General features: G+C 74.1%; 30 protein-coding genes. 16 read left to right on the top strand and 14 right to left on the bottom strand.

Translation table 11 applies throughout. The features are described from left to right. The first annotated feature begins 5 nt into the window (after positions 1 to 5). A complete protein-coding gene (locus tag BN344_RS14125; protein ID WP_231486824.1) occupies positions 6 to 1,100 on the top strand; it encodes a PP2C family protein-serine/threonine phosphatase in 1,095 nt (364 codons plus the stop codon). Here the strand turns inward: BN344_RS14125 and rpsD are convergent. Further along, positions 1,088 to 1,690, bottom strand: a complete 603-nt coding sequence (gene rpsD / locus BN344_RS14120) for a 30S ribosomal protein S4 (protein WP_040338963.1) — start codon at positions 1,688 to 1,690, stop codon at positions 1,088 to 1,090. The genes BN344_RS14125 and rpsD overlap by 13 nt on opposite strands. A gap of 62 nt (positions 1,691 to 1,752) precedes the next feature. Here rpsD and BN344_RS14115 point away from each other — a divergent pair, with 62 nt between their 5' ends. From BN344_RS14115 to BN344_RS14095, 6 genes are all read left to right on the top strand, one after another. Beyond that, positions 1,753 to 2,544 carry a hypothetical protein gene (locus BN344_RS14115; RefSeq protein ID WP_051515886.1) on the top strand — a complete coding sequence of 264 codons (792 nt, stop codon included), beginning with the start codon at positions 1,753 to 1,755 and terminating at the stop codon, positions 2,542 to 2,544. Positions 2,545 to 2,597: 53 nt separating this feature from the next. Then, entirely contained in the window at positions 2,598 to 3,008 is a 411-nt protein-coding gene (locus BN344_RS14110; RefSeq protein WP_051515885.1) for a DUF4345 domain-containing protein, read from the top strand. Positions 3,009 to 3,093: 85 nt separating this feature from the next. Then, positions 3,094 to 4,599 (top strand): uracil-xanthine permease family protein, encoded by a 1,506-nt coding sequence (locus tag BN344_RS14105; protein ID WP_051515953.1) that lies wholly within the window; start codon positions 3,094 to 3,096, stop codon positions 4,597 to 4,599. 71 nt (positions 4,600 to 4,670) lie between these two features. Next, positions 4,671 to 4,835, top strand: a complete 165-nt coding sequence (locus BN344_RS19620; protein ID WP_231486822.1) for a hypothetical protein — start codon at positions 4,671 to 4,673, stop codon at positions 4,833 to 4,835. A gap of 49 nt (positions 4,836 to 4,884) precedes the next feature. Next, the gene (locus tag BN344_RS14100) at positions 4,885 to 5,322 is read left to right on the top strand and encodes a MarR family winged helix-turn-helix transcriptional regulator (protein WP_040338962.1); all 438 of its coding nucleotides are present in this window, start codon (positions 4,885 to 4,887) and stop codon (positions 5,320 to 5,322) included. After that, positions 5,319 to 5,975, top strand: coding sequence for a hypothetical protein (locus tag BN344_RS14095; protein WP_051515884.1), 657 nt, complete (start codon positions 5,319 to 5,321; stop codon positions 5,973 to 5,975). Before BN344_RS14100 ends, BN344_RS14095 begins: the two co-directional genes overlap by 4 nt. Positions 5,976 to 6,064: 89 nt before the next feature. Here the strand turns inward: BN344_RS14095 and BN344_RS14090 are convergent, their stop codons facing one another. Both BN344_RS14090 and BN344_RS14085 read right to left on the bottom strand, forming a co-directional pair. Beyond that, positions 6,065 to 6,823 carry a hypothetical protein gene (locus BN344_RS14090; RefSeq protein WP_040338961.1) on the bottom strand — a complete coding sequence of 253 codons (759 nt, stop codon included), beginning with the start codon at positions 6,821 to 6,823 and terminating at the stop codon, positions 6,065 to 6,067. Next, complete coding sequence (locus BN344_RS14085; protein WP_040338960.1) at positions 6,820 to 7,707, bottom strand: ABC transporter ATP-binding protein; 888 nt, start codon at positions 7,705 to 7,707, stop codon at positions 6,820 to 6,822. Before BN344_RS14085 ends, BN344_RS14090 begins: the two co-directional genes overlap by 4 nt. Positions 7,708 to 7,890: 183 nt before the next feature. On the opposite strand from BN344_RS14085, the gene BN344_RS19135 reads away from it, so the two are divergent. The 3 genes from BN344_RS19135 (at position 7,891) to BN344_RS14070 (ending at position 10,783) form a co-directional block, all read left to right on the top strand. Next, positions 7,891 to 9,024, top strand: a complete 1,134-nt coding sequence (locus tag BN344_RS19135) for a sensor histidine kinase (RefSeq protein ID WP_051515883.1) — start codon at positions 7,891 to 7,893, stop codon at positions 9,022 to 9,024. 92 nt (positions 9,025 to 9,116) lie between these two features. Then, on the top strand, positions 9,117 to 9,755 hold the full coding sequence (locus tag BN344_RS14075) for a response regulator transcription factor (protein ID WP_231486818.1): 639 nt from the start codon (positions 9,117 to 9,119) through the stop codon (positions 9,753 to 9,755). An 80-nt stretch (positions 9,756 to 9,835) separates the two neighbouring features. Then, the gene (locus BN344_RS14070) at positions 9,836 to 10,783 is read left to right on the top strand and encodes a hypothetical protein (protein ID WP_155858879.1); all 948 of its coding nucleotides are present in this window, start codon (positions 9,836 to 9,838) and stop codon (positions 10,781 to 10,783) included. Between the two features lie 125 nt (positions 10,784 to 10,908). On the opposite strand, the gene BN344_RS14065 is transcribed toward BN344_RS14070, so the two are convergent. Further along, positions 10,909 to 11,988 carry an alkene reductase gene (locus BN344_RS14065; protein ID WP_040338958.1) on the bottom strand — a complete coding sequence of 360 codons (1,080 nt, stop codon included), beginning with the start codon at positions 11,986 to 11,988 and terminating at the stop codon, positions 10,909 to 10,911. Between the two features lie 77 nt (positions 11,989 to 12,065). On the opposite strand from BN344_RS14065, the gene BN344_RS14060 reads away from it, so the two are divergent. Then, positions 12,066 to 13,409 carry an alpha/beta fold hydrolase gene (locus tag BN344_RS14060; RefSeq protein WP_040338957.1) on the top strand — a complete coding sequence of 448 codons (1,344 nt, stop codon included), beginning with the start codon at positions 12,066 to 12,068 and terminating at the stop codon, positions 13,407 to 13,409. A gap of 1 nt (position 13,410) precedes the next feature. Here the strand turns inward: BN344_RS14060 and BN344_RS14055 are convergent, their stop codons facing one another. From BN344_RS14055 to BN344_RS14045, 3 genes are all read right to left on the bottom strand, one after another. Continuing rightward, positions 13,411 to 13,614 carry a hypothetical protein gene (locus BN344_RS14055; protein WP_040338956.1) on the bottom strand — a complete coding sequence of 68 codons (204 nt, stop codon included), beginning with the start codon at positions 13,612 to 13,614 and terminating at the stop codon, positions 13,411 to 13,413. A gap of 123 nt (positions 13,615 to 13,737) precedes the next feature. Next, positions 13,738 to 14,493: a thioesterase family protein gene (locus tag BN344_RS14050; RefSeq protein ID WP_051515882.1), complete on the bottom strand. Its 756-nt coding sequence runs from the start codon at positions 14,491 to 14,493 to the stop codon at positions 13,738 to 13,740. A 14-nt stretch (positions 14,494 to 14,507) separates the two neighbouring features. Continuing rightward, on the bottom strand, positions 14,508 to 15,977 hold the full coding sequence (locus BN344_RS14045; RefSeq protein WP_051515881.1) for a DHA2 family efflux MFS transporter permease subunit: 1,470 nt from the start codon (positions 15,975 to 15,977) through the stop codon (positions 14,508 to 14,510). Positions 15,978 to 16,062: 85 nt separating this feature from the next. Between BN344_RS14045 and BN344_RS14040 the strand changes: the two genes are divergently transcribed. Beyond that, positions 16,063 to 16,518 carry a winged helix-turn-helix transcriptional regulator gene (locus BN344_RS14040; protein ID WP_040339284.1) on the top strand — a complete coding sequence of 152 codons (456 nt, stop codon included), beginning with the start codon at positions 16,063 to 16,065 and terminating at the stop codon, positions 16,516 to 16,518. Between the two features lie 88 nt (positions 16,519 to 16,606). On the opposite strand, the gene BN344_RS14035 is transcribed toward BN344_RS14040, so the two are convergent. The 5 genes from BN344_RS14035 to BN344_RS14020 all read right to left on the bottom strand — a co-directional run bounded on the left by BN344_RS14035 (position 16,607) and on the right by BN344_RS14020 (position 19,643). Continuing rightward, positions 16,607 to 17,530 (bottom strand): oxidoreductase, encoded by a 924-nt coding sequence (locus BN344_RS14035; protein ID WP_040338955.1) that lies wholly within the window; start codon positions 17,528 to 17,530, stop codon positions 16,607 to 16,609. A gap of 25 nt (positions 17,531 to 17,555) precedes the next feature. After that, positions 17,556 to 18,110, bottom strand: a complete 555-nt coding sequence (locus BN344_RS14030; protein ID WP_040338954.1) for a hypothetical protein — start codon at positions 18,108 to 18,110, stop codon at positions 17,556 to 17,558. Between the two features lie 83 nt (positions 18,111 to 18,193). After that, positions 18,194 to 18,814 carry a dihydrofolate reductase family protein gene (locus tag BN344_RS14025; protein ID WP_040338953.1) on the bottom strand — a complete coding sequence of 207 codons (621 nt, stop codon included), beginning with the start codon at positions 18,812 to 18,814 and terminating at the stop codon, positions 18,194 to 18,196. 105 nt (positions 18,815 to 18,919) lie between these two features. Further along, positions 18,920 to 19,096, bottom strand: coding sequence for a hypothetical protein (locus tag BN344_RS20355; RefSeq protein WP_166518240.1), 177 nt, complete (start codon positions 19,094 to 19,096; stop codon positions 18,920 to 18,922). 64 nt (positions 19,097 to 19,160) lie between these two features. Then, a complete protein-coding gene (locus BN344_RS14020; protein ID WP_040339283.1) occupies positions 19,161 to 19,643 on the bottom strand; it encodes a DnaJ family domain-containing protein in 483 nt (160 codons plus the stop codon). Positions 19,644 to 19,781: 138 nt separating this feature from the next. Here BN344_RS14020 and BN344_RS14015 point away from each other — a divergent pair, with 138 nt between their 5' ends. The 4 genes from BN344_RS14015 (at position 19,782) to BN344_RS14000 (ending at position 24,674) form a co-directional block, all read left to right on the top strand. Beyond that, the gene (locus BN344_RS14015) at positions 19,782 to 21,257 is read left to right on the top strand and encodes a SulP family inorganic anion transporter (RefSeq protein WP_040338952.1); all 1,476 of its coding nucleotides are present in this window, start codon (positions 19,782 to 19,784) and stop codon (positions 21,255 to 21,257) included. Next, positions 21,257 to 21,637, top strand: coding sequence for a MerR family transcriptional regulator (locus BN344_RS14010; protein ID WP_040338951.1), 381 nt, complete (start codon positions 21,257 to 21,259; stop codon positions 21,635 to 21,637). The genes BN344_RS14015 and BN344_RS14010 overlap by 1 nt, the downstream gene beginning before the upstream one ends. 87 nt (positions 21,638 to 21,724) lie before the next feature. Then, on the top strand, positions 21,725 to 22,741 hold the full coding sequence (locus BN344_RS14005; RefSeq protein WP_040339282.1) for an ATP-dependent DNA ligase: 1,017 nt from the start codon (positions 21,725 to 21,727) through the stop codon (positions 22,739 to 22,741). 88 nt (positions 22,742 to 22,829) lie between these two features. After that, on the top strand, positions 22,830 to 24,674 hold the full coding sequence (locus BN344_RS14000) for a sensor domain-containing diguanylate cyclase (protein WP_040338950.1): 1,845 nt from the start codon (positions 22,830 to 22,832) through the stop codon (positions 24,672 to 24,674). 21 nt (positions 24,675 to 24,695) lie between these two features. On the opposite strand, the gene BN344_RS13995 is transcribed toward BN344_RS14000, so the two are convergent. Continuing rightward, the gene (locus tag BN344_RS13995) at positions 24,696 to 25,535 is read right to left on the bottom strand and encodes an SDR family oxidoreductase (RefSeq protein WP_040338949.1); all 840 of its coding nucleotides are present in this window, start codon (positions 25,533 to 25,535) and stop codon (positions 24,696 to 24,698) included. 78 nt (positions 25,536 to 25,613) lie between these two features. Further along, positions 25,614 to 26,621 carry a sensor histidine kinase gene (locus tag BN344_RS13990; protein ID WP_051515879.1) on the bottom strand — a complete coding sequence of 336 codons (1,008 nt, stop codon included), beginning with the start codon at positions 26,619 to 26,621 and terminating at the stop codon, positions 25,614 to 25,616. Between the last annotated feature and the right edge of the window lie 317 nt (positions 26,622 to 26,938).

The following is a 26,938-nucleotide window of genomic DNA, read 5'->3' as shown; positions in this document are numbered from 1 at the left end:
ACCGAGTGGGCAGGTCGGATCGCGCCCAGCGCATGCTGCCGCTCGGCGTCCTGGTCGTCGTCACCGCCCTCGACCTGGGCCTGGGACGTGACCGCATCGTCCTCACCCTCGTCGTCATCGCGCCGCTGGTCGCCGCCACCGCGCTGGGCAGGCGAGCCACGCTGGCCTACGGGGTGCTGGCGCTGATCCTGGCCGCGCTGCTCGGCGTCTACGACGAGCTCTACACCGGCAATCAACTCGCGGCGCAGACGATCCGGCTGATTGGCATCGCGGCCGGGACCCTCGCCGCCCTCGTCGCGTGCACGCTGCGGATGCGCCGGGAGGCGGAGGTTGCCCGACTCGGCGAGGAGGCCGCGGCCGCCCGGGCCGTGCTCGACACCGCCCGCACGCTGCAGCGGCACCTGCTCGGCCCGCCACCGACCTTGCCCACCCTTCACTCGGCAGCGCGCTACGTCCCTGCCAGCCGCCACGCGCAGGTGGGCGGGGACTGGTACGACGGCTTCTGCCTCCCTGACGGCGGCACCGTGCTGGTGATCGGGGACGTCGCCGGCCACGACGCCGAGGCGGCAGCGACGATGGCCGAGGCGCGGGGCATGCTCCGCGGCATCGCGGGGACCGGCCCGCCGTCGCCCGCTGCGGTCCTCACCGGGCTCGACCGGGTGCTGACCGACCTCGGGGTGCCGACGCTGATCACCGTGGTCGTCGCCGCGGTGCACGGCGGCGAGGGAGCGGTGACCTTGCGGTGGTCGAACGCCGGTCACCCCGCGCCGTTGCTGGTGCGCAGCGACGGCACCCCCGAGCTGCTGGCCCGGTCCCCGGAGCCGCTGCTGGGCATCGCTCCGTCGAGCGTGCGCCTGGACCACGAGCTGAGCCTGCACCCGGGCGACACGGTTCTCTTCTACACCGACGGGCTCGTCGAGCGACGCGAGTGGGACCTCGACGAGGGCACCGACTGGCTCGTCGGCCAGCTGCGGCAGCGGGGGCGCGAGCCGCTCGACGAGCTCTGCGACGGGCTGCTCAACGAGCTCGGCGGAGGCACGGAGGACGACGTCGCTCTCCTGGCCGTACGGGTGCCGGCGCCGGTGGGTCAGCGCGAGTAGTACTCCACGACCAGCTGCTCCTCGCAGATCACCGGGACCTCCTCGCGGCTGGGGATGCGTTCGACGCGCGCCACCAGGTCGGCCAGCCGGACCTCGAGGTACCCCGGGGGCTCGGCGTGGGCGCCGGACGCGGCGACGACGAATGGCTCCTTGCCGCGCGACTTCTCCGCGACCTGGACGAAGTCGCCGGGCCGGAGCCGGTAGGACGGGCGGTCCACCCGCTTGCCGTTGACCAGCACGTGCTGGTGGGTGACGAACTGGCGCGCCTGGTAGATGGTGCGGGCGAAGCCGGCCCGCAGGACGGTGGCGTCCAGCCGCGACTCGAGGTCCTGGATCAGTGCCTCGCCGGTCTTGCCGCCGGTGCGCTTCGCCCGGTCGAACGCCGCCCGCAGCTGGGTCTCGCTGATGTCGTACTGCGCCCGCAGCCGCTGCTTCTCCTTGAGCCGCGTGGAGTAGTCGCTGTCCTTGCGGCGCTTCCGGCCGTGCTCGCCGGGCGGGTAGGGGCGCCGCTCGAAGTAGGCGACGGCCTTGGGAGTCAGCGCGATGCCGAGGGCGCGGCTGATGCGGATCTTGGGACGGGGCGTGTTCACCGGACCTCCTGTTTGGTTAGGCTCACCTTACTCACGTTCCCGAGAGCTTCGAGGGTGGTCCCATGACGGCAGGACGCACGCCGCGCAAGTTCCCCGCCGGCACTCCCGCCCCGGTCACGGCTCCGGCCGCCGCGGGAGGACAGCCGTCGCCGGCCGAGCGGGCGCGCACGGTTGCCGCCCGTCCCCGTGCGGCGCTGCACGTGCTCGGCTCGGGCACGACGCCGGCCCTCGCCGCGACGACGACGGCGGACGGCCGCACCTTCGTGGTCGTCCCGACCTCGGGCCCGCTCCCCCAGGCGCTCCGCGACTCACCGGTCGGCGACCTGCCGGCGCGGCTGACGGTGACCGACCGGGCGCCGTCGGCGCTGCGGCAGCCGATCCGGGCGCTGGTGGAGATCGCCGGCTGGCTCGCGGCCGTGCCGGCCGAGGACGTACCGGACGGGGTGCTCGCCTTCGCCGAGGCGTGTCCGTGCGACGCGCTCTTCGACGTCGGGCTCACCGCCACGCTCCTGCGGCTGGACGTCGCCGATGTCGTCCTGCACGAGTCGCACGCCGTCGACCACGTCGAGCCCGAGGACTTCGTGGCCGCCGGGCCCGATCCGGTCACCGCCGCGGAGGCCGACCTGCTGACGGCGGAGTGGGACGCGCTGGCCAGGCTGCGCGGCCGGGTACAGGCGTGGGCCGGTCGCCGGGACGACGTCCGCCTGCTCGGCCTGGACCGGTTCGGCGTCCGCTTCCGGGTGGAGTGCCCGCGCGGCGGCTACGACGTCCGGGTCGCCTTCCCCGAGCCCTTGACCGGGCGCGCGGAGTTCGCGCGGGCCGTCCGCGGCCTGCTCACCTGCGCACTGGACTGACCACGACGGACCGGTCGCTGGTCGGCGGGCCCGGGCTGTGCGACGGTCCCCCGGTGACCTCCTCCGACGGCGGCCGACGCGGCCTGCAGATCACCCTGGCCGGTCTCGCGGCCATCCCCCTGGCGTCCGGCCTCGCCGGCGCGCTGCTCGGCCCCGCCTCACTGCCGGGTCCAGCGGAGGCGGTGTCGCCGAACGTGGAGAGCGAGTACCGCTACTCGCACGCCATCTACGCGGCAGCCGCTCCGCTGATCTGGTCGGCCGTGCCGCAGGTCGAGCGCAAGGGCGGGCTGCTGCGCGGTGTCTCGGCTGCCCTCTTCGCCGGCGGTGTGGTCCGGCTGCTGGCCTGGCGCCGGACCGGCCGGCCGCACCCGGCACTGGTCGGGGCCACCGCACTCGAGCTGCTCGGCACGCCGGCGCTCGTGGCCTGGCAGCACCGCGTCGCCACGCGGACACGCAGCAGCTGAGGACCACCGCGGGGTCCTGACCCGCGGTGGTGCGACGATGCGCGTCGCCCGATCACGGGCGTCCGTGCAGGTCCAGGAGGCATCGATGGCGTTCGGCTGGAAGCTCTACGGCGACGGGAAGACCCCGCCCCTGGGCGAGGCGGTCGCACCGGACGAACGGCTCTCGTGGCCGCGCACGGTGGGGATCGGCGCGCAGCACGTCGTCGCCATGTTCGGCGCGACGTTCGTCTTCCCGCTGCTCATGGGCCTGGACGCCAACCTCGCGATCATGATGAGCGGCGTCGCGACGATCGTCTTCCTGCTGATCGTGCAGGGGAAGGTGCCCAGCTACCTGGGTAGCTCGGCCTCGTTCGTCGGTGGCGTCGTCGCCGTGCGTGCCGCTGGCGGCTCGGACGCCGACGTCCTCGGCGCCCTGCTGGTCTCCGGCGTCGTCCTGGCCCTGGCCGGTCTGGTCATCCACTGGGCCGGAGTCCGCGTCGTGAACAAGGTGCTGCCCCCGGCGGTGACCGGCGCGGTGGTCATGCTCATCGGCTTCAACCTCGCCCCCGTCGCGACGGCGACGTACTGGTTGCAGGACCAGTGGGTGGCGCTGGCGACCATGTCGTTCGTCATCGTCGCCTCGCTGCTGCTGCGCGGCTTCCTCGCCCGGATCTCGATCCTGCTCGGTCTGGTCTTCGGCTACCTGCTCTCGGTCCTGCTCGACCTCACCGCCGGGCAGCACACCTCGGCGCTGCCCGGCCAGAACCTGCTCGACGCGGACGGCAACCCGTGTGACGCGGAGGGTCCGTACTGCGTGGCGACGCCGTTCGCCCACGACCGCGTCAACTTCGACGCCGTCCGCGACGCCCCCTGGTTCGGCCTGCCGGAGTTCACCGCCCCGTCCTTCTCGGCGAACTTCGCACTGCTGGTCATGCCCGCGGTGATCGCGCTCGTCGCGGAGAACGCCGGGCACGTGAAGGCGGTCGCCGAGATGACCCGCCGGGACCTCGACCCGATGATCGGCCGGGCGGTCTTCGCGGACGGGGCGGCGACCGTCCTCGCCACCTCGGTCGGCGGATCCCCCACCACCACGTACGCGGAGAACATCGGCGTCATGGCGGCGACGCGCGTGTACTCGACGGCGGCCTACTACGTGGCCGCGCTCGTGGCGATCGCCCTGGGGCTCGTGCCGAAGTTCGGCGCGCTGATCAACGTCATCCCCGGTGGCGTCCTCGGCGGGATCACCGTCGTCCTCTACGGGATGATCGGCCTGCTCGGCGCGAAGATCTGGAAGGAGAACCGGGTCGACTTCGCCAACCCGATCAACCTCGTGCCGCTCGCCGCCGGGATCGTGATCGCCGTCGGGAACTCGGGCAACGACGCCCCGCTCCTGCAGATCACCGATGACTTCTCCCTCGGAGGGATCGCGCTGGGCACGATCGTCGCGGTGGTCGGCTGGCACGTCGCGCGGGTGCTCGCGCCGGCGGAGATGAAGGCCTCGCTGCTGCGCGAGGGGCCGCACCCGGAGGCGGGCTCGACCTTCGGGCACGTGCACGGAGCGGAGATCGGTCCGGCGACGTCGTCCCGCGACGGGGACCGCCCCACGACCTGATCCGCGCGGCGGCCCGGCGGGGCAGCGAGGTCACGGACCTGGCCCGGGAGACGGCGAAGGCGACGCAGCGGGTGTCGGACCGGATCGCCGGCATCCAGACGTCGAGCAAGGCCGTCGCGGCCGGGATCCACACGACCGGCGAGATCATCGGCCGGCTCGACGAGGTGCAGACCCGCATCGGCGACGTCCTCGGCGAGCAGGAGCGCATGGCGCAGCTGATCGAGGCCGCCGGCTGACGCCGCTCCCATGTGGTGAAGTCACCGCATCATGCAGTACCTTCACGGTATGGAACGAGGCGTCCCCGTCTTCGACCGGCTGCTCGAGATCGCCATGCTCATCCAGGAGGACATGGCGCGGGAGCTGGAGCCGGCCGGGCTGACCGCTGCCCGCACGCACCTCCTCTGGGCGGCCCACCACTCCGGGCCGACGACGCAGCAGGCGCTGGCCCGGGCGCTGCAGGTGAGCGCGCGCAACGTCACCGGGTTGGTCGACGCGCTGGAGACCGGCGGATTCGTCCGGCGGTCACCACACCCGACCGACCGGCGCGCCACCCTCGTGACCCTCACCGAGCAGGGCACCCGGGCGGTGACCGAGATGGAGGACCAGCGCCGGCGCATCGCCGCACACCTGGTCTCGGACTTCGACGCCGCCGGACTCGAGCGCTTCCGTGCCGACCTGGATGCCGTGACCGCACGGCTGCACGAGCTGATGGATCCGGCGTGACCGCCCCGACGTCCCGGAGCCGGACGGCCGGCGAGCGGATCGCCCACCTGGCCCGGCGCGCGGTCGAGCTGGAGATCGGGGTCTGGCAGAGCCTCTACCGCTTCCTGCTCCGCCGCCCGCGGGTCCCCGAGGGGGCGACCGCGTTCACCTACCACCGGGTCGTGCTGCCGGTGATCATCGCCTTCATCGTCATCTCGGCGATCGAGCTGGTCGTCGTGGACTTCCTGGTCCACCGGTGGCCGGCTGTCCGGATCCCGCTGCTCGTCGTCGGCGTCTGGGGGCTCACCTGGATGTTCGGGCTGCTCGCCGGCATGGTGACGCGCCCGCACGCCGTCGGCCCCCAGGGCATCCGGGTCCGCTACAGCACCGACGTCGACGTCGACGTCCCGTGGGACGCGATCGACTCGGTCACCCGCCGAACCGGCAACCGGGAGGAGAAGGCGCCCCGGCTGGCCAGGAACGACGACGGCGACGACGTGCTGCACCTCTGGATGCACGACCAGACCACCATCGACGTGGTGCTCGACCGCCCGGTTGAGGTCCGCCTGCCCGAAGGCGCGGCGACCCTGCACCGGATCGCCCTCTTCGCCGACGACCCGACGGCGTTCCTGGCCTCGGTGCGCGCGCACGTGGAGCGCGCGCAGGCCTCCTGATCCACAGGAACGGAGATCATGACGCGCTCAGGGTGGCCGCGATCGATCTCGGGGCGACCCTGAGCGCGTGGTGATCTCGTCCCGCCGGATCACTGCACCGCGCGGCGGGAGGTGAGGATCCAGCCTGCGGCGGAGGCGACGGCCATCCAGCCACCGATGGCCACGAGCGAGCGGGTCTCGGCCTCCCCCTGCGCCAGCAGCATCGTCGCGTGGGCCGGGTCGAGCCACTCGCCGAGCTCCGGGTTCCACATCCGGACCATCGGCAGCACGCCCATGATCAGCAGGTAGAGCGTCGTCAGCGCGGCCGGCGTGTTCGCCATGGCCGCGCCCACCCCCGCGCCGATCACCGAGAACGCCGCCCCGGTGCCGACAGCGGTCGCCATCGCCTGGCCGGCGCCGTCCCAGCTCAGCCCGTCCGCCCCCACGGCGGCGACGATCGCCAGCGACAGCACCGCGGCGACCGCCGCGAGGGCGGCGCCCAGGACCGCGACGGCCACCGACTTCGCCACCAGCACCCTCCCCCGGTCAGGGACCAGCAGGAACGTCGTCTGGACCGTCCGGTGGGTCCACTCCCCCGCCGTCGACACCACGCCGAGCGCCACCAGCACCAGCCCGGTCATCGAGCCGACCATGCCGATCGGGCCCGCGACCCAGCCGAACGTGGCGTCCGTGGCAGCCAGCGCGACGCCGATCGGGCCGAGCAGGGCAGCCGACAGCGCGAACGCCTTGCCCGAGCGGTGCGACAGCGACTTGCGCATCTCCAGGCCGATCAGCGTGGTCCGTGACGGACCGGTCCGGCGCACCTCGACGGAGCTGTCGGGGACCAGGGGGATCAGGGTGGTGGTCACGAGAGGTTTCCTTCGGAAGCGGTGAGCTGGAAGAACAGGTCCTCGAGACCGCGCCGCACCGGGCGCAGGTCGAGCAGGAGGTGACCGCCCTCGGCGGCCACGGCGCCGACGGCCACGGCCTCGGCGCCCGGGACGACGAGCGCGCCGTCGTCCCCCGGTTCCACGTGGAACCCGGCCGCGCGGAGGGCCGCGGTGAAGGCCGCCGGGTCGGCGGCCTTCACGGCCACGCCGTCGGCACCCAGCAGCGAGGCCACCGAGCCGTCCGCCACGATCCGCCCGCCGCCGATCACCAGCAGGCGGTCGACGGTGTGCTCGACCTCGCCCAGCAGGTGGGAGGAGAGCAGCACCGTGCCGCCGCGCGCCGCATGCCCGCGGAGGAGGTCGCGCATCCAGCGCATGCCCTCGGGGTCCAGGCCGTTGACCGGCTCGTCGAACATCAGCACCGGCGGATCGGCCAGCAGCGCGCCGGCGATGCCGAGTCGCTGCCGCATGCCGAGGGAGTAGCCGCCCACCCGGCGGCGGCCGGCGTCGGCCAGGCCCACCTGCGCCAGTACATCGTCGACCCGCGACGCCGGCACGCCGATGGCGGCGGCCAGCAGTCGCAGGTGGGTGAGTCCGGCGCGTCCGGGGTGCACGGCGCCGGCGTCGAGCAGCGTGCCGACGACGGCGCCCGGGTTGGGCAGGTCCCGGTAGGGCCGCCCGTCCACGGTCGCCGATCCGGCCGACGGCGGCACGAGGCCGGTCATCATCCGCATCGTCGTCGTCTTGCCAGCGCCGTTCGGGCCCAGGAAACCCGTGACGGTGCCCGGCTCGAGGGTGAACGAGACGTCGTCGACGACCGTCCGGTCGCCGTACCTCTTGGTCAGTCCGCTGACCGTGATCATGGGAGCCTCCGCAGCTCGTCGAGTGACGACGACGAATCTGCCGAGGAGGCGGCGCTCTCCGCGTCGGCCGCGAGCAGCCGTCTCGCCTCTCCGGACGGCGGGGCGCCGTCATCCGAAAGTTGACGCGAGAGCCCGCCTTCCGGGCGCCCCACAGCGGGCCCGGGCCGAAATACGCTCCGGTGCGTGACCATCCGCGAGCGCCTGTGGCCGGGGCTGTCCGGGCGCTCGATCTGGCTCGAGGTGCATCTGGCGGTCAGCAGCGCGGCCGTGGCCGCCTTCGAGGTCGCCGCGCTCGACCCCGGGCCAATGGGCTCGCTCGGGCTCGTCTTCGTCTGCGTCGTCCTCGGACTGCTCCTGCTGGTTCTCCGCCGGCGCGCCCCGCTGGTGCCGTTCGCCCTCAGCGCCGCGCTCGCCGCGGTCGGCATCGCCACCGGGCTGCTGGTCGCGGCCTACGCCGTCGCGCGATACGTCCCGTCGTGGCGCACCCTCGCGGTCTCAGGCGCGCTGGCCGGCGTGGCCGGCGCCCGGCCCTGGGACGTGGACAGCTCGAACGGTGTCGTCGGCGCCGTCGGCACCGCCGCCCTGCTGGTCCTGCTCCCCGGCGCGCTCGGCGTCTGGCAGCGCACCCGCGCCGAGCTGCTCGCCGCCCTGCAGGAGCGCGCGGAGACGGCGGAGGCCGAGCGGGAGCTGCTGGCGCGCGACGCCGTCCGCACCGAGCGGACCCGCATCGCCCGCGAGATGCACGACGCCGTCGGGCACCGGGTGAGCCTCATGGTGCTGCAGGCCGGCGCGATCGAGATGGCGGCGCGGGACCCCGGCCGGGTGGAGCAGCTGGCCGGGCACGTGCAGACCGCCGGGCGGCGGGCGCTGGACGAGCTGCGCGAGATGGTCGGGGTGCTGCGCGCCGGCGACGTCGACGAGGACGCACCACTGGGCCCGCAGCCCGGTCTCGAGGACCTGCCCCGGCTGGTGGAGCACGCCCGCGAGGCCGGGATGCACGTACGGCTGGAGCTGCCCGAGCACGCCGGCGTCGACGCCGCCGTCGGGCGGGCCGCCTACCGGATCGCCCAGGAAGCGCTGACCAATGCCGGCAAGCACGCCCCCGGCGCCCCGGTGACGGTCACCGTCGAGCGGACGGCGGACCGGCTGGCCGTCCGCGTGGTCAGCGGGCCGGTCGAGGGCGTTCCCGCGGGAACGTCCGGTGAGGGCTACGGGCTCGTGGGGTTGGCCGAGCGGGTGCGCACCCTCGACGGCCGCTTCACCGCCCAGCACCGGCTGGACGGCGGGTTCTGCGTCGAGGCGGTGCTGCCCGAATGAGCGGACAGGGCCGTGAGCATCGCAGCGAGGAACGAGCGAGGAGCGGAGCGGCCCGCGGCAGCGAACACGGCGCACAGATCCGGGTGCTGCTGGTGGACGACGAGGAGCTCGTGCGGTTCGGGCTGCGGACCGTGCTGGAGTCGGCGGGCGGTTTCGAGGTGGTCGGCGAGGCGGGCAACGGCGCCGACGGCGTGCGTGCGGCCGGGGAGCTGGCCCCCGACGTCGTCCTCATCGACATCCGCATGCCGGGGATGGACGGGCTGACCGCGACCGAGCGGATCCTGGCCGCACCGCGCCCGCCGCAGGTCGCCGTCCTCACCACGTTCCACGTCGACGAGTACGTGTACGGGGCGCTCGCCGCGGGCGCCGCCGGTTTCCTGCTCAAGGACACCCCGCCCCGGCAGATCGCCGCCGCGGTCCGGGCGGTCGCGGACGGCACCGCCACGCTCTCGCCCCGGGTGACCGCGCAGCTCATCGACTCCTACGTCGACCGCCGGGCGGCGCCGCGCCGCGCCGCGGCGTTGCGCAAGGTGGAGGCCTTGTCCGATCGCGAGCGCGAGGTGCTGGCGCTGTTGGGGACCGGCGGGTCCAACGCCGAGCTCGGGAAGCGACTGTTCGTGAGCGAGGCGACCGTGAAGACCTACGTCTCCCGGCTGCTCACCAAGCTGGAGCTGGCCAACCGCACGCGGGCGGCGATCCTCGCCCACGAGGCCGGGCTGATCGGGAACTGAGCCGCGCAGCGACCCCTTGCCCACCTGCGCTCCCCGGGTCGACCATCGCCACCAGCCGTGGGGGAACGGGGGCGGTGGCCATGGCCATGGACTTCGTGGGGGCCGGCGTCGGCCGCGGACTCGACAAGCCCCGCGACCGCGGTCGCGCGGCCGTCACCACCTGGCGCTACCTACGGCTCGCGCTCATCGGGCTGGCCATCGGGTTGGCGTGCGCCGTGCTCTACGAGCGCTTCGAGGTCGAGCGCTGCTGGCAGACGTCGATCAGTGCCTACTACTACACGCCGGTGCAGGGCTTCTTCGTCGGAGCGCTGGTGACCATCGGCGTCTGCCTGATCTGCCTGCGCGGGGCGAGCGATGGCGAGGACGTGCTGCTCAACCTCGCCGGCATCTGCGCCCCGGTGGTCGCGCTGGTGCCCACGCCCAGCACGGGGGGCTGCGGCTCGGTGCTGACCGACACGGCGAACCGGACGGTCAACATCACGAACAACGTCACCGCGCTCCTGGTCGTGTCCTGGATCGCCCTCGCCGCGGCGGCGGCGCTGGGGTTCACCGGCACCCGGGAGGACCCTCCGCAGAAGCCGTCGCCGATGGACCTGATCGGGTTCGGGCTCGCCCTCGGGGCCCTGGCGCTGGGCACCTACGCGTTCGCCGGCCAGCGGGCCTGGTTCGACGCCAACGCCCACGACCTCGCCGCGTTCTCGATGTTCGGATTCATCTTCCTCAACGTCTGCCTGAACGCGGTCCAGCGGAACCTCGTCCGCGGTCAGCCGCCGTTCCGGGTGAACCGGTACACCCTGGTGGCGCTGGTGATGCTGGCCGACGCCGTGCTGCACGTCGTCCTGTGGGCGAACGAGTGGGCGTACTGGGTGCTCACCGCCGAGTTCAGCCTCATCGGGCTGTTCGCCCTGTTCTGGGGGCTGCAGACCGGCGAGCGGTGGGCCGACGGCGTCAGCCCCGTGCCCGCACCGGAGCGTCGCTCGCCGCCGCCGGAGGCCGCTCGCGACCCCGAGCCCGTCGGGCAGGCCTGACCCCGGGTGACGAGAACCCGCTGAGGGGGCTCTCGATCGCGTCGAGGGCCCGCTCAGCCGGTGGTGATCATGGGGCGAGATCCGCTGCCCGCGCCCGGGATCACGGGGCGCGGGCAGCGGACGACTCAGCCGGCCTGCTCGAGGACGGGGTAGTCCGTGTAGCCCTCGGCGCCGTTCGAGTAGAAGAGGTGCGGCTGCGGCTCGTTCTCGGGGTGCTCGCCGGCCCAGCGCTCCACCAGGTCGGGGTTGGCGATGACCGCCCGGCCCACGGCGACCGCCTCGGCGTGCGCGGCGTCGATCAGCTGCACGGCCTCCTCGCGCGTGGTCACGGTGCCGAAGCCGCTGTTGGCGATCAGTGGGCCGCCGAAGCGGCGCCGCAGCTCCTGGACCAGCTCCCCGCCCGGCTCCTGGTGCAGCACCGAGAGGTACGCCAGACCCAGCGGGCGCAGCTGGTCGAGCAGCGAGCCGTAGGTGAGCAGCAGGTCGGCGCCGTCGGTCTCGAACGCGCCCTGGATGTTGTGCTCCGGCGAGATGCGCAGCCCGACGCGGCCTGCCCCGACCGCCTCGGCGACCGCCGTCACCACCTCGACGACGAGGCGCGCCCGGTTCGCGGGCGTTCCGCCGTACTCGTCGGTGCGCTCGTTGGCCGCGGGCGAGAGGAACTCGTGCAGCAGGTAGCCGTTCGCACCGTGCAGCTCCACGCCGTCCAGCCCGGCCTCGATCGCCCGGCGCGCGGCGAGCACGACGTCCTGCACGATCCCGCGGACGTCGTCGGTCGTCAGCTCGGCCGGCACGGGATAAGGCAGCTTGCCGCCCGGCGTGCGGGCGACACCCTCGATGGCGATCGGCGACGGCGCCTCGACCCGCCGTCCGCCGTTGATCTCCGGGTGCGTGACCCGGCCGGCGTGCATCAGCTGCATCACGACGAGGCCGCCGCGCTCGTGCACGGCGTCGGCGACCCGGCGCCACCCCGCCACCTGCTCGTCGGTGACGATCCCCGGCTGCCCGACGTATCCCCGCGACTGGGGGCTGGGCCACGCGCCCTCGGTGATGATCATCCCCAGGCCCGCGCGCTGCCGGTAGTGCTCCACGACCAGGTCGCCCGGCACGCCCTCGCCGCCGCAGCGCAGGCGGGTCAGGGGCGCCATGACGACGCGGTTGGCCAGCTGCAGCTCGCCGAGGGCGACGGGGGAGAAGAGGTCCACGACAGCCAGGAAGGCGACCGGGCGGCGACACCTTCCGGAATGCGACCCAGGTCACGTCCGCCCTCTAGGGTGGCTGCGTGATCAACTCGCGGGCCCTGGGGGCCATCGCCGTCGCGGCCGCCCTGGTGCTGACCGGTTGCTCCGGGGACGGGGACGGGGACGACGCCGCCCCGGCCGCCGAGCAGGCCACCCAGGAGGTCGAGGGCACCGATCCGCTGCCCGCCCTCCCCGACGACGTGGCCCTGCCCATCGTGTTCGTGCACGGCTTCGCGGGCTCCGCCCAGCAGATCGAGTCCAACGCCATGCGCTTCGTCGCCAACGGCTATCCCGAGGACCGGATCGTCGCCTACGACCACGACGGCGCCGGGCTGGACATCCCGGGCTACGCCGCGGGGCTGACCGAGGTGGTCGACGAGACCCTCGCCGAGTTCGACGTCGAGCAGGTGTACCTGATCGGCCACTCCCGGGGCACGGGCGTCTCCGGCCTCTTCCTGGGCGACCCCGCGCAGGCGGCCAAGGTGGCCAAGTACATCGCCATCGACGGCCGGCCCTGCGTCGACGTGGTGCCCTGCATCGCGCCCACCCAGGAGCTGTTCCCCGGCCAGTCGCACGTCGAGGTGGCCACCTCGCCGGAGTCCTTCGCGATGCAGTACGAGTTCCTCGTCGGCGAGGCGCCCGAGGTGGTCGACATCGTCCCGCAGCGGGCGCCCGTGGAGATCTCGGGACGGGCGGTCAACTTCCCGGCCAACACCGGCCGCGACGCGACGCTCGACATCTGGGCGATCGACCCCGACACCGGCGCCCGGACCGGCGACGAGCCGCACGCCACCGAGGAACTCGGGCCCGACGGCGAGTTCGGCCCGATCGAGCTCGAGAACGGCGCCTCCTACGAGTACGCCCTCAGCAGCGACGCCTCACCGGTCGTGCACCACCTCTACCTGCAGCCCTACGTCCGCAGCAGCGCCTTCGTCCGGCTGCTGTCCTCGGAGCCCGACGGCACGGTCCGCCAGAACACCAACGTCGGCGAGGACCACACGGCGCTGGTCGTGATGCGCATGCGCGAGTGGCACGCCGAGGGCGACGCCGACGTCCTGGAGTTCCGCGTGGACGACGGGGAGCCGATCGACGCGATGACCGACTTCGTGGGCAACGCCGCCATCGGGCTGCACATCCACGACGACGCCGCCACGCCGGGCGAGAGCACGCTGGAGAAGCTCCCCTACTTCGGCGAGCAGCCGTTCCAGAGCGGGATCGACATCTTCCTGCCCGCTTCAGCCGACGCGGACGGCACCATCACGGTCACGAACCTGCCGCGTGGGGACGCCGACCGGCCGCAGACGCTCGTCACGCCGAACTGGCCCTCCAGCGAGCACACCGTGAGCCTCGTCTTCAGCGACTGGGCGGCACGCGGCGCCGGATGACTCAGCGGGAGTTCTGCTGCGAGCGGGCGATCGCGACGAGGACGCCGATGACCACGACCAGCGGCACCCAGGGCGGCAGGCCGAACGGGCCCAGGAACAGGGCCGCGACGAACAGCAGCAGCTGGAACCCGACGATGAAGGCGACCAGCACCAGCACCCAGAAGAGGACGGGCCGCTCCATCTGCAGACGGCGCAGGTAGTCCATCGCTCCTCCTCGTGTCGTCGGTCGCGTTCCCCGGAACCATCGGCAGCGCAGGTGCGCGACTGAAGGGCGACCGTCGGCAGCACAACGCCGCGCCACCCGTGCGGCGTTCCCGCCCGCCGGAAGTCAGCCCGCGAGCAGCCGCCGCGTCTGGCGGCCGAGCGCGACCGGCGAGCCGTCCAGCGCCCGGAGCTCCACCTCGTCCACCGCGACCTCGGCGTCCTGCCACACCGTCCGCTGGTCCACCCGCACCCAGGCGCCGGTGGGTGGGGCCGCGGCGGTGAGGTGCGCCGACAGCTCCACCGTCGGCATGGATGCCGGCGAGGTGCGGACGGCGAACAGCGACGGCGGCAGGGCGTCGAGCAGCACCCCGAGCTGGACCAGCGGGGGCAGCTCCCCGCCGATGCGCACCCACGCGTGCAGCCGTGGCTCGTGCCCGCCACCGAGCGGCCGCGACGTGCCGAGCGCCCGGATCTCGGTGTGCTCCGCGACGGGGACGTAGTCGCGCGGCAGCGCGAAGGGCTCGCCGTCCTCCAGCCGTGGCAGGACGTCCCGCGGGGAGTGCTCGGTCGTCGGGGACGAGGCAACCGCCGAGGTGAGCACCTGGGCGACCGCCCGCACCGCGCCGTCCTGACGCAGCTCGCTGCGCACGCTGCCCGTGCGGCCGGTCCGGTCGGCGGCGGCGGTGACGACGGCCTCCACGTCGGGGACGACGCCCGCCAGCAGGTGCGCCGTCACGGCGCGCGGGGCGGCCCCGGTCAGCTCGGCCGCCACGTCGAGCAGGTGACCGACGACCAGCCCTCCCTGGGTGCTGCTGAACGAGCGCCACGTGGGGTCGAACACCAGACTGCGGGAGGTGCCCGCCGGTGCTGCGAGGGTCATGGGGGCGGCTCCGATCAGTCGGCGGGCGACGGCACGGGCGAGGGCACGGGCGCGGGCACCGAGACGGGGGCGGGCACCACGCGCAGGTCGGCGTGCTGCCCGCGGCCGACGGCGAGGGCGACCCCGGCGGCCGTGCCGGCGAGGCAGACGATGAGCAGCCACCCGCGCTCGGCTCCCGCCAGCTCGCCCCCCGCACCGGCGACCGCGGCCAGCAGCACGGCGACACCGAGCGTCGCGCCGATCTGCCTGGCGGCACCGAACGTCGCCGTCCCGGTGGCCAGCGCCGCGGGCGGCAGCGAGGACGACGCCGCTGCCGAGAGGTTCGTCAGCGTGAGCCCCACGCCGATCCCGGTGAGCATCTGCCCGGGCAGGAACTCGGTGACGAACGCCGGCTCCGTGCCCACCTGGAGGAACCAGACGAGCGTCCCGAGCGCGAACAGCGTCATCCCCGTCGCGGCGACCGGCCCGCAGCCCCACCGCGCGCCGAGCCGTCCGGCGGGCACGGCGGTCAGGGCGGCCAGCGCGGGGCCGGGGATCAGTGCGAAGCCGGCCTGCGTCGGGGTGAAGTCCCAGCCACCGGTGAGCCACAGGACGTTGCCCAGCAGCATGCCGGCGAAGCCGGCCATGAAGATCGCCATCGCCAGGCTGGCCAGCGTGAAGGAGCGCACCCGGAACAGCGCCAGCGGCAGGACAGGCACGGTGCCCCGCGGGGCGCGGGCGGCCCGCAGGCCGACCAGAACTCCGGCGACGACGGCGCCGGCGAAGGCGCCCAGCACCGCGCCGCTGCCCCAACCGCGGTCCGGTGCGGCGACCAGCCCGTAGGCCAGCAGGCCGACGGCGAGGATCAGCAACGCGGTCCCCAGGAGATCGGGGCGCCGGGTCTCGGACTCGTCCCGCGATTCCGGCAGCACCCGCAGACCGAGGACGAGGGCCGCGATGCCGACCGGGATGTTGACCAGGAAGATCCAGCGCCACGACGCCTCGACCAGCAGCCCGCCGATGGGCGGGCCGAGGGCGGCGGCCACGCCACCGACGGCCGACCACACCGCGATCGCCTGCGCCCGGCGGGCCGGAGGGAAGGCGGCGAGCAGCAGCGCCAGCGACGTCGCCGTCACCATGGCACCACCCGTGGCCTGCACCACCCGGAAGGCGACCAGGCTGCCCACGCCCCAGGCCGAGGCGCAGCCCAGCGACCCGGCGAGGAAGGTGGCGAGCCCGGTGAGGAAGACCCGCCGCCGGCCGATCCGGTCGGCCATCCGGCCGGCCGGGGCCAGCAGCGCGGCGAAGACGATCGTGTAGCCGTTCAGCACCCAGGAGAGGGCTGCGGTCGACGCGCCGAACTCGGCGCTGAGCGTCGGGAACGCGATGTTGACGATCAGCAGGTCCAGCGCCGCGAGGAAGACCGCCGCCGAGACGACGAGCAGGACCTGACCGGGACTCCGGGCGGGGGCCGTCGTCCCTGGTCGGCCGGTGGTCGCGCTCATGACACCCCGCCTCGTCCTCGGTTCGCCCGCCGAACCGACTGAGCCGGACCGTACACGACTCGGTTCGGTATGCGAACCTATGACCATGACGACGCGGCTCGACGAACTCCCGGGGCGGCGCTGCTCCATCGCGGGCGCGCTGGACGTCGTCGGCGACCGGTGGGCCCTGCTGGTCGTACGCGAGGTCTCCCTGGGCGCGCACCGGTTCAGCGACATCCTGCGCGGCACCGGCGCCCCCCGGGAGCGGCTGACCGCCCGGCTGCACGCCCTGGTCGACGCGGGAGTGCTCGAACGACGGCAGTACAGCGCGAACCCGCCGCGCTCGGACTACCACCTGACGCGCGCGGGGCTGGATCTCCTGCCGGTGCTCCAGGCGCTCATGCAGTGGGGCGACCGGCACGTCGCCGACACCCCGCCGGTCGAACTGCACCACCACGGCCACCGCATCACCGCCTCGTGGGTGTGCGACGTCTGCGGCGAGCGCATGGGTCGCGGGGTGGAGCGGCACGTCCGCCACGAGCACGACGCGCTCCCCCGCTGAGCTCGCCGGGCGCCTCGTTCGGGGAACGAGGGCTCCGATCACCCGGCCCGCGCCCTCGTTCCCCGCACGAGGGCTACCGGGGTGGCTCTCACGAGATGACGAGCGGGATGCCGGTCTCGCGCTCGGAGACCTCCCACAGTCGGTCGATCTGCTTCTGCAGGTCGAACCGACGCAGGATCGGCCGCTTCACCGGCGGTCCGTGCGAGCCGAACCGCGGTGCGTAGAGCTCGCCGCCCCGCGCGGCCGGGTCGGTGGCCGCCCGCAACTGGGGCCGCGCGCCCTCGAGCGGGGTCATGCCAGAGCGCGCCGTCAGGACCTCGGCGAACGCCCCCACCCAGCCGCCGCCGCCCTCGCGCACCGTGCGCGCCTGCAGGTCGGTGTTGGACAGCCCCGGGTGCGCGATCAGGGACGCCGCCCCGACGCCGGCCTGCGCGAACCGCTGCTGCAGGCCCAGCCCGAAGTGGTAGTTGGCCCACTTCGCCCGCGCGTAGGAGCCCCACGCCCGGTACCGCCGCCGCATGTGGGGGTCCGCCGGGTCGAGCAGCCCGCCCATGAACCGCGCCGTGCTCGTCACGGTCACCACGCGGGCAGCCGGCGCCCGCAGCAGCACCGGCAGCAGGTGCGCGGTGAAGGCCCAGTGGCCCAGGTGGTCGACGCCGAGCTGCATCTCGAACCCGTCGGCGGTCGTGCGCGGGGGCATCGCCATCACCCCGGCGTTGTTCACCAGGAGGTCGACGCGTTCGTGCGCCGCGAGGACGGCATCCGCGGCGGCCGCCACCACCGACAGGTCGCCCAGATCCAGCGGAACGACCTCCATCGACGCCGCCGGGTAGCGCTCCCGGATGCGCGCCTCCGCGTTCGCGGTCTTCTCCGGGTCCCGCGCCGCGAGGACGACGTGCGCTCCCGCGCCGGCCAGCGCCAGCGCCGTCTGGAAGCCCAGCCCGCCGTTGCCTCCGGTGACGACGGCGGTGCGGCCGCTCAGGTCGGGGATGTCCTTCTCGGTCCAGGCCACGGACGCATCCTCCCGCAGACCGGGGTCAGGGCAGCCGGCCGGTGGCCTTGAGCTCCACCGCCGTCAGCACCTCCCAGCGGATGGCGCTGCTGCCGTGCCGGATCAGCCGCCAGTACCGGTCGAAGCGCCGCCGGGTCTCCGCATCGGTCGACATCGCCCGGGTCTCCGAGCTGAGCACGGTGCCCCTGCCACGCGGGGTCAGCCGGAAGTCCATCGCCGCCTTCACCCACCCGCGCCGGGTGAAGGCGCGCAGCTCGTCGGCGTCCAGGGCCGGGCCGTCGTCACCACCGGTGAGCCGCCAGGCCTGGAGCGCGCCACCGAACACCAGAGAGGACGGCGGCTCCGAGGCCAACAGCGGCACCGGAAGCGCGTCGAGGAACGGCCGGTCGTGCAGCTGCCCCAGGCCGCGGCCGGTGAGCACCACCGGGAGGAACCGGGCGGAGCTCAGCGCGAGCGTGACCGGGAGCCCGGACAGCCGCACCCGGTGCAGCGCGTCCCAGACGACGGGAGGTTCGGCGGGGATCCACCGGGCCTGCCGGGTGACGTGCTCCGGCCGGGGGAGGACGGCGTCGAGCTCCACCAGCGCCTCCTCGCGTCGACGCGACCCCGGTGGCCGCACCCGCGGATTCGACCACGGGCACACCGGGGCAGCGACCCGGGCCGTCAGTCGAACTCGGGCCCCACGGCGCCGGTCTCCACCTCGCCGGCGCGCTGGTAGGTCAGCAGGACGGCCCCCGTCGGCGTCGTCGAGTGGCTGGTCAGCCGCCACGTGCCCGGAACGGCGCCGCCGCCGAACAGCCGTTTGCCCGTGCCGAGCACCACGGGGAAGAGGACCAGCCGCAGCTCGTCGACGAGGTCCTCGGCCAGCAGGGTCTGGATCAGGCCCGGGGAGCCGTGCACCTGCAGCTCACCGCCGTCGGCGGCCTTGAGCCGACGGACGGCGTCGCCGACGTCGCCCTGGATCAGCTCGGCGGTCTCCCACTCCACCGACGGGAGCGTCCGCGAGGCGACGTGCTTCCGCTTGAAGTTCAGCCCCTGCGACACCGGGTCGTCGCTGATCATCTGCGGCCACGAGGCGTAGAAGATCTCGTACGTGCCGCGCCCCAGCAGGAAGTCCTCCGCGCCGGTGAACCACGCCTCGATCTGCGCCCCGAGGGTGTCGTCGAAGAAGGGCACCAGCCAGCCCTCGTGCGCGAAGCCGCCCGACGGGTCCTCCCCCGGCCCACCGGGCGCCTGCACGACACCGTCCAGCGTGACGAACATGGTGACGACGAGCGGTCGCATGGCTTCTCCTCCGGCTGGTGCGCGACCCCGTCGGCCGCCCCTCACCTAGACGTCGAACGGGACCGGACCTCATCGACACGGGCCGGAGAAAATGTGCAGGCAGGATCAGTCGAGGGACTCGCTGCTGCCCGGCCGGGGCTTCGCCTCGTCGCCGGTCACGCCCTCGTCCCCCTGCGGCCGCGCCTCGTCGTCCGTGCCGTCGACGTCGTCGGGCACGAGGGGTGTCTCCTCCTCGACGTTCTTCCGCGCCTGGTCCCGGTCGGTCCCTGGTACCTCGGTCATGGCGACCTCCTCGTCGGTAGGCCCGTCCTGTACCCGGCCCGAGCCCATTCGACCGCCTCGACCGTCACGCCCGCCGTCGGAACCAGCGACGGCGATGCGCCGGCGACGGGTCGGGCGGCGGCGCCACCTGCGCCGGCGGCGGCCGGGTGGCCAGCCACCCCGCGACCAGTGCCTCGACGTCGGCCAGGCCGGGCACCGGCGCCCACCGGCTCTCGGCCGGGAGGCGCCAGAACGCCTCGACGCGGGCGTTGAAGTCCTCGGCGAGCGCGCGCACCTCCGCCTCGGTGGCGAGCCGGTCCGCCCGCTCCGGGAGATCGTCGCGCTCCCGGCGCAGCCGCAACCCTGGCGGCAGCATCGCCGCCGTGTCCACTCCCTCGCGCCGGGCCTTGGCCAGCGCCCAGTCGTAGGCGGTCTCCTCGCGGTCGAGGTTCCTCAGCGGTCGCCCGGCCCCGGACAGCGCGGCGAAGTCGCCGCGCTCCTGCGCCTGGGTGATCTGCCGGTCCACCCACGTCTCGAAGGACATCCCCGGCGGCTTCCGCTCGGTCACGCCCACCACGGTACGAAGTGACCGAGGACTCAGCACTCTCCCCTTACGTGAGGGTCGAGTCGAGTGGACCATGGACGGCGATCCGCTCCCCGCACCGGTGCCGCCGACGGGGACGCCGCCCCAACCGGAAACGGGAGCATGTCCGTCCTGCCTGCGCTCCGCCCTGCCCGCCCGTCGTGGCTCGACCCCCGCGTCGCCCGCACCGAGATCCTCGCCGGCCTCGTGGTCGCCCTCGCCCTCATCCCCGAGGCGATCAGCTTCTCCATCCTCGCCGGGGTCGACCCCCGGGTGGGCCTGTTCTCGTCGTTCGTGATGGCCGTGGTCATCGCCTTCACCGGCGGCCGCCCGGCCATGATCACCGCCGCGACCGGAGCGATCGCCCTGGTCGTCGCTCCGCTGGCGCTGGAGTACGGCGTCCAGTACCTGTTCGCCGCGGTCGTCCTCGGCGGCATCTTCCAGATCCTCCTGGCCGCCGCGGGGGTCGCCCGGCTCATGCGGTTCATCCCGCGCAGCGTCATGGTCGGCTTCGTCAACGCCCTGGCGATCCTGATCTTCACCGCGCAGCTGCCGCAGCTGACCGACGTGCCCTGGCTGGTCTACCCGCTGGTCGGGGCCGGCCTGGCGATCATCTTCCTGCTGCCGAGGGTCACCTCCGCCATCCCCGCGCCGCTGGTGGCGATCGTCGTCCTCACCACCCTCGTGGTCACGGTGGGCTGGGACATCCCCAACGTCGGTGACGAGGGCGAACTGCCCGACAGCCTGCCGTTCTTCCTCCTGCCCGACGTCCCGTTCACCGTCGAGACCCTGGGCGTCATCGCCCCCTACGCGCTGGGCATCGCCTTCGTGGGGCTGATGGAGTCGCTCATGACGGCGAAGCTGGTCGACGACATCACCGACACGCACTCGGACAAGACCCGCGAGTCCTGGGGGCAGGGCGTCGCCAACATGGCGTCGGGCCTCTTCGGCGGCATGGGCGGCTGCGCCATGATCGGCCAGACGATGATCAACGTGAAGGCGTCGGGCGCACGCACCCGGCTGTCCACGTTCCTGGCCGGCGCCTTCCTGCTGATCCTCGTCGTGGCGCTCGGCGACATCGTCAGCATCATCCCGATGGCCGCACTGGTCGCCGTCATGATCTTCGTGTCCATCGCGACCTTCGACTGGCACAGCCTGCAGACCATCCACCGGATGCCCAAGAGCGAGACCACCGTGATGCTCGCGACCGTCGCCGTCACGCTCCTCACCCACAACCTCGCGATCGGCGTCGGCGTCGGCGTGCTGGTCGCCTGCGTGCTGTTCGCCCAGCGGATCGCCCACCTCGTCGACGTGACCCGGATCGTCGACGGCGGCACGGCGCGCTACTCCGTCGACGGAGCGCTGTTCTTCGCCTCCAGCAACGACCTCTACACGCAGTTCGAGTACGCCGACGATCCCGCCGGGGTCGTCATCGACCTGTCGAACGCGCAGGTGTGGGACGCCTCCACGGTCGCGGCGCTGGACGCCATCACCCACAAGTACGCCACTCGAGGCAAGCAGGTCGAGATCGTCGGCCTCGACCAGCACTCGCTCGACCGCTTCCAGCGGCACACCGGACAGCTGGGCGCGGGGCACTGATGGCCGCGCGCACCGGGCTGCTGCAGATCGGCCAGGTCGCCGAGCGCACCGGCCTGAGCCTGCGGACCATCCGTTTCTACGAGGAGCACGGACTGGTCCGTCCCACCAGCCGCAGCGGCGGCGGCTTCCGCCTCTACAGCGACGACGACGTCGCCCGGCTCGAGGTGATCAAGCGGATGAAGCCGCTGGGCTTCAGCCTCGAGGAGATGCAGGAGCTGCTCACCGTGCTGGCCGAGATCGTCGAGCGCCCGGACGACGCCGCTCTCGCCGACCGGCTCCGGATGTTCCACGAGGCGGCCACGGCCCGCGTGCACGCACTCCGCGAGCAGCTCACGATCGCCGAGGGCTTCGCCGGGGACCTGGCGCAGCGCCTCGGCTGACCACGCCGGGTTCCGGCGCGCCCCCGATCGGGTGTGACGTCCGGCGCCGGCCGTGCGGACGCGCCGGTCAGCAGCCAGGCTGACCGGGTGCCGCTGACCAGTCCCGGCCTTCCGGGCCTGCCGCCCGAGCTGGCCGGACCCGTCGGCGTCCAGCTCGCCAAGCCCGTCCGCGAGATCCCGGCTCCGAACGCGCTGCCGGGCGGCTGCCGGTACGAGCCCAAGTGGGACGGGTACCGCCTGGTCGTCGTCCGCGGCGCCACCTCCACCCGGCTGTGGTCCAAGCAGGGCCGCGACCTCACCGACCGGTTCCCCGACGTGGCGGCGGCGGCCCTCGCCCAGGTACCCGCGGGGACGGTGCTCGACGGCGAGGTGGTCATCTGGCACGCCGACCGGCTGGACTTCGGGCTGCTCCAGCAGCGGATGGTCACCGCCGCCGGGCGGATCGGCGCCCAGGTCGCCGCCCACCCGGCCTCCTACGTCGCCTTCGACGTCCTCGCGCTGGGTGGGGCGGACCTGCGCGGCCGGACGCTCGGCCGCCGGCGCGCCGAGCTGGAGAACCTGGCGGCCCGCTGGAGGCCGCCGCTGCAGCTGTCGCCGAGCACCGCCGACCGGGCCGAGGCGCAGCAGTGGTTCGAGGACTTCCGCGCCGCCGGCGTCGAGGGGCTGGTCGCCAAGGGCGCCGGCACTCGGTACGCGCCCGGCCGCCGCGAGTGGCTCAAGGTGAAGAGCTGGGAGAGCACCGAGGTGGTGGCCGGCGGCGTGATCGGCCCGATCGACCGGCCCGGTCAGCTCGTGGCCGGCCGCTACCGCGACGGCGAGCTCGTCGTCGTCGGCCGCACCAGCCCGCTCTCCCCCCGGCAGGCCGAGGAACTGGCCGCCGTCCTGGCTCCCGCCGGCGACGACCACCCCTGGCCCGACCGCATCGGCACCGGCCGGTTCGGCGGCGGCGGCCGGTTGTCGGTGCCGCTCACCCGCGTGCGCCCCGGCGTGGTCGTGGAGGTCAGCGCCGACGCGGCCCTCCAGGCCGGGGTCTTCCGGCACCCGTTGCGCTTCCTGCGCGTCCGCGCCGACCTGCGCGTCGAGGACCTGCCACCCCTGCGCTGACCTGCACGAGGACGCTCCGCCGTCGCCGTGCATCCCTCCCACGGGTGATCCCCCGCAAGGTCGTACCGGAACGTGTCGATGGGAGGGGGTGAGCGCCTCCGCCGTCCCCACCGCCCGTGCCGCCTGGCTGCACGCGGCCGTCGCCGTGGTCGTGGTCGTGGTCGTCTCGACATTCATCCCCATGGGCCCGTGGCGCCCTGGCGCGGAGGTCGTCCTGTTCGCCCTCGGTCTGGGCGGCGCCCTGACCGCGCTGCGCCATCACCGGACGCCGTTGGTCGTCGCCTGGCGCGGCATCGCCCTGGGCCTGCTGTTCTTCGCGCTGAGCGGCGTGGCCGAGGTCCTCGAGCTGAGCGGCGCCCTCCCCACCGCGGGCGGCATCGCGGAGTCGGTCTTCGACTTCGCCGCGTACGCCGCGATGGCCGTCGGTGGGCTCGGCGTCATCCGCAGCGGCCCCCGGCGGCGCACCCCGAGCACCTGGATCGACACCGCGACCCTGCTGCTCGCGGGCGGCCTGGCCGTCGTCGCCGTCAGCGGCAACGGATCCACACCCTCGGGTGACCTGATGGAGCTCAGCATCGGCACCCCGGTCCTGACCGCGGTCCTCCTGGTCGTCTGCGTCCCGCTGGCCCTGGCGCACGGGGGGCGTTCCGTCGCCTCCACGGCGCTGCTCGGCGCCGCCGTCCTCACCGTCATCGGGTACGGCGGCCGCCTCGTCGTCGAGACCTCGCTGCGCGACACCCCGATCCTCGACCCGCTCCCGCTGCTGTCCGTCGCGGCGCTGGTCCTCGCCTCGCGACACCCGTCCGTGGCCCAGATGGGCCGGCCGGAGTCCGACGAGGAGTCCTCCACCAACCGCGTCGTCGGCCTCGGCGCCGCGCTCCTGGTGAGCCCCGCCCTGCTCATCCTGTGGACCGTCGGTCACGGCGGCGTGGGCTTCGTCCTCGGCACCGGCACCGCCGTCCTCACCGGTCTGGCGCTGTGGCGGCTGGCCGCGCTGGCCAACGAGCGCGAGCGCACCCGTGCCGCCCTGGTCGCCAGCGAGGCCCGGCTGCAGCTGCTGCTGGAGAACGCGGCCGACGTCATCGCCATCGTCGAGGCGTCGACCGGCTGCATCACCTACATCAGCCCGGCCGTTCAGTCCCTGCTCGGCCGCCCGCCCGCGTACTTCGTGGGCCGGAACGCCATCGACCTGGCCGACCCGAGGGACCAGCCGCGGCTGCGCGCGGCAGTGGCCGCGGCGGGGGACGCCGCCGACGTCCACGCCGGAGCCGTCGACACCGACATCCGCGTGGAGCACGCCTCCGGGGGCACCCGGTGGGTGGAGATGCGGATCAGCGGCCGGGTGAACGCCGTCGGCATCAAGGGCTGGGTGGTCAACTTCCGCGAGGTCACCGACCGCAAGATGTTCGAGGACGAGCTCCGCCGCCAGGCCCGGACCGACCCGCTGACCGGCCTGCTCAACCGGGCCGCGTTCGCCGAGCGCCTCCGGGCGGCCACCGCGTCGATCGACGCGGCCACCCCTCCCGCGGTGCTGTTCGTGGACGTCGACGACTTCAAGACCGTGAACGACTCCCTCGGCCACGCCGCCGGCGACGAGCTGCTGGTCACCGTCGCCGCGCGGCTCACCGCCGACGTGCGCACCGACGACGTGGTGGCCCGGCTCGGCGGCGACGAGTTCGCCGTGCTCCTGACCTTCGCGGACGGCGAGCGGCTCCGCGACGTCGCCGACCGGCTGCTGACCTCGCTGCGCTCGCCGATGGCGCTCAGCGACACCACCACCAGCGTCACCGCGAGCATCGGCGGGGCGCTCGGCTCCCCGGGCGACAGCGCGGAGCGACTGCTGCACCGTGCCGACACCGCGATGTACGAGGCGAAGCGGGCGGGCAAGGACTCCCTGACGCTCGTCGGCGCCCAGGGGTCCGCACCGGCCTGACCCGGTCGCCCGGACGGCGGCTCAGCCGGACACGGGCAGCGGCAGCTCGGCCAGGTGCTCGGCGTAGCTGCGCGGCGAGCGCCCCAGCAGCGCGGCGAGCACCCGCGGGCTGCCGACGAAGCCGTGCTCCCGGTGGTGGTCGAACATCGCCCGCCGGCACCGGGCGGCGTAGGCGGTCGGCTGCTCGCCGGCCGGGATGACGTCGTCCGCCACCACCTCGCGACCGAGGCGCTCGCCCATGAGCTCGGCGATCCGCGGAGCGGTGAGCGGCTCGGGCCCCGCCGCCTCGAACGTCCCGCCGTCCAGCCCGTCCTCCGTCAGCAGCACCGCGGCGGCCGCGGCGACGTCCTCGACGTCGACCAGCGACTGCGCCGTCCGCACGCCCCAGTAGGACCGCAGCACGCCCGTGCGCGCCACCTCGTCGAGGGAGGCGTCCAGCGTCTGGGCGTAGGTGCAGGGCCGGAGCACGCGCCAGGGGACGCCCGCGCTCTCCAGCGACTCCTCCGCGCGGTCCTTCGCGGCGTGGTGCGGCATGACGCGCGCCTGCGGGTGCAGGACCGAGTGGTAGACGATCCGGCCCACGCCGGCGCGACGCGCCTCGGCGAACAGCGCCCCCGCCCCCTCGGCCTCGTCCGGATCGGCGTGCGGCCAGATCAGGTGGAACGCGTCGGCGCCGTCGAGCAGCTTCGCCCAGGGCAGCGGCTGGGTGAGCTCACCGAGCACGACCTCAGCGCCCAGCGCGGCCAGGTCGGGGCGCGGTCCCCGCCGGGCCACGACCGCCCGGACCTGCTCGCCCCGTTCCCGCAGCTTCCGGACGACGGCAGCGCCGGTCTGGCCGCCCGCTGCCGTCACCACGATCACCCGGACAGCTCAACAGCGCGGCTCCGCAGAAGCAAGGATCGCCGGGTCAGGGGCTGGTCGGGCGGGCGAGTCGCCGGCTCAGTGCAGGCGGGTGCTCAGCCGCACGGTCAGCCCGCCGGTGCGGGGCAGCAGGTCGACGTGGTCGAAGAGCTTGCGCGCCAGCCACAGACCCATGCCGCCGCGGCCCAGATCGGGGCCGTGCGCGGGCTGGAAGCCCGCGACCGGGTCGGCGAAGCCCGGACCCCGGTCGCTGATCTCGCAGACCAGCTGCCCGGAGCCGACCCACATCCGAGCGGACACCGGCGGCCGCCCGTGCCGGAAGGCGTTCGCCGCGACCTCGCTGACCGCCAGGTGCAGGTCGTCGCGCAGGTCGGGGTCGGGCACGTGCGCTGCCAGGACGACGCCCAGGCGGCGGCGCAGCCAGGGCAGGCTGGTCGCCTCGGCGATGGACAGCAGCGGGGTGGCGTCCTCCACCGGCTCGCGCGGAACCGGGAGCCGGCGCAGGAAATCGGCCGGGTCGGTGAACTCCGGACTGGCCCGCCGCTCGCCACCGACGAGCAGCTCCGGGTGGGTGGCGCGGGCTCCATCGAGGACTTCTGCCGGCAGGGATCGGGCGTCGTAGAGGCACACCGCCGCCAGCGGCTGATCGGCGAGCAGGATGTTGGCCGCCGCCTCGTAGCGCTCGCCCTCGCGCCAGTCACGCGGGCCGGCCCCGAACTGGACCTCGCCCACGAGCCGCACCCAGCCCGAGCGGCTGCTCCGCGCCTGGTCGATCAGCCGCCGCGTCAGGGTGAGCGCGTCGGGGGCGCGGGTGTCGAGCAGGCAGATACGCGGGTGGTTCTCGACGGCGCCTGCTCGCAGGCCCAGCCCACCGCGGATGACCTCGGCGGTCTCGGGCGGGCAGGCGAGGACCGTCACGTCCCCCGCGGAGAGCCCTTCCTCGAGGAAAGGCACGGCCGCGGCCAGCATCTCGTCGTCGGAGCGGACGACGGCGGCGAGGTGGGACCAGCCGCCGGCGTGGGCGTCGGAGGTGCGAGGAGCCGGGACCGCCGAGGTCGACGCCCGCTCACCCGCCGTCCGCTCCACCAGTCCTCGCTCTGTTCCTGGCCGGAGGGAGCCGGCCTGCCGTACCACGACGGGAGGCGGTGATCGCCTTCCGCGGCCCGGAGCCACTCCCGCGGAGCGGTCCGGCCCGAGCGGTTCCCCGGCCGCCCGCGCGAGTGTAGCCACCCCTGCGGTCCTCGTGGGGTCCGGCCGGAGGACCTCCCGCGGTCGGGCGAACGGTCCGGGAACGAAGCCGGCGGCGGTGGGAAGCCCCCCACCGCCGCCGTTCCTCTGGTCGCTCCGGTAGCGCGTCAGTACCGGAACCTCGCGACCGAGCTGTGGAGCGATGGCGGCCTGCG

This window comes from Candidatus Blastococcus massiliensis AP3 (assembly GCF_000582785.1).
Classification (GTDB): domain Bacteria; phylum Actinomycetota; class Actinomycetes; order Mycobacteriales; family Geodermatophilaceae; genus Blastococcus; species Blastococcus massiliensis.
This window is presented reverse-complemented; position numbering and strand designations above follow the sequence as displayed.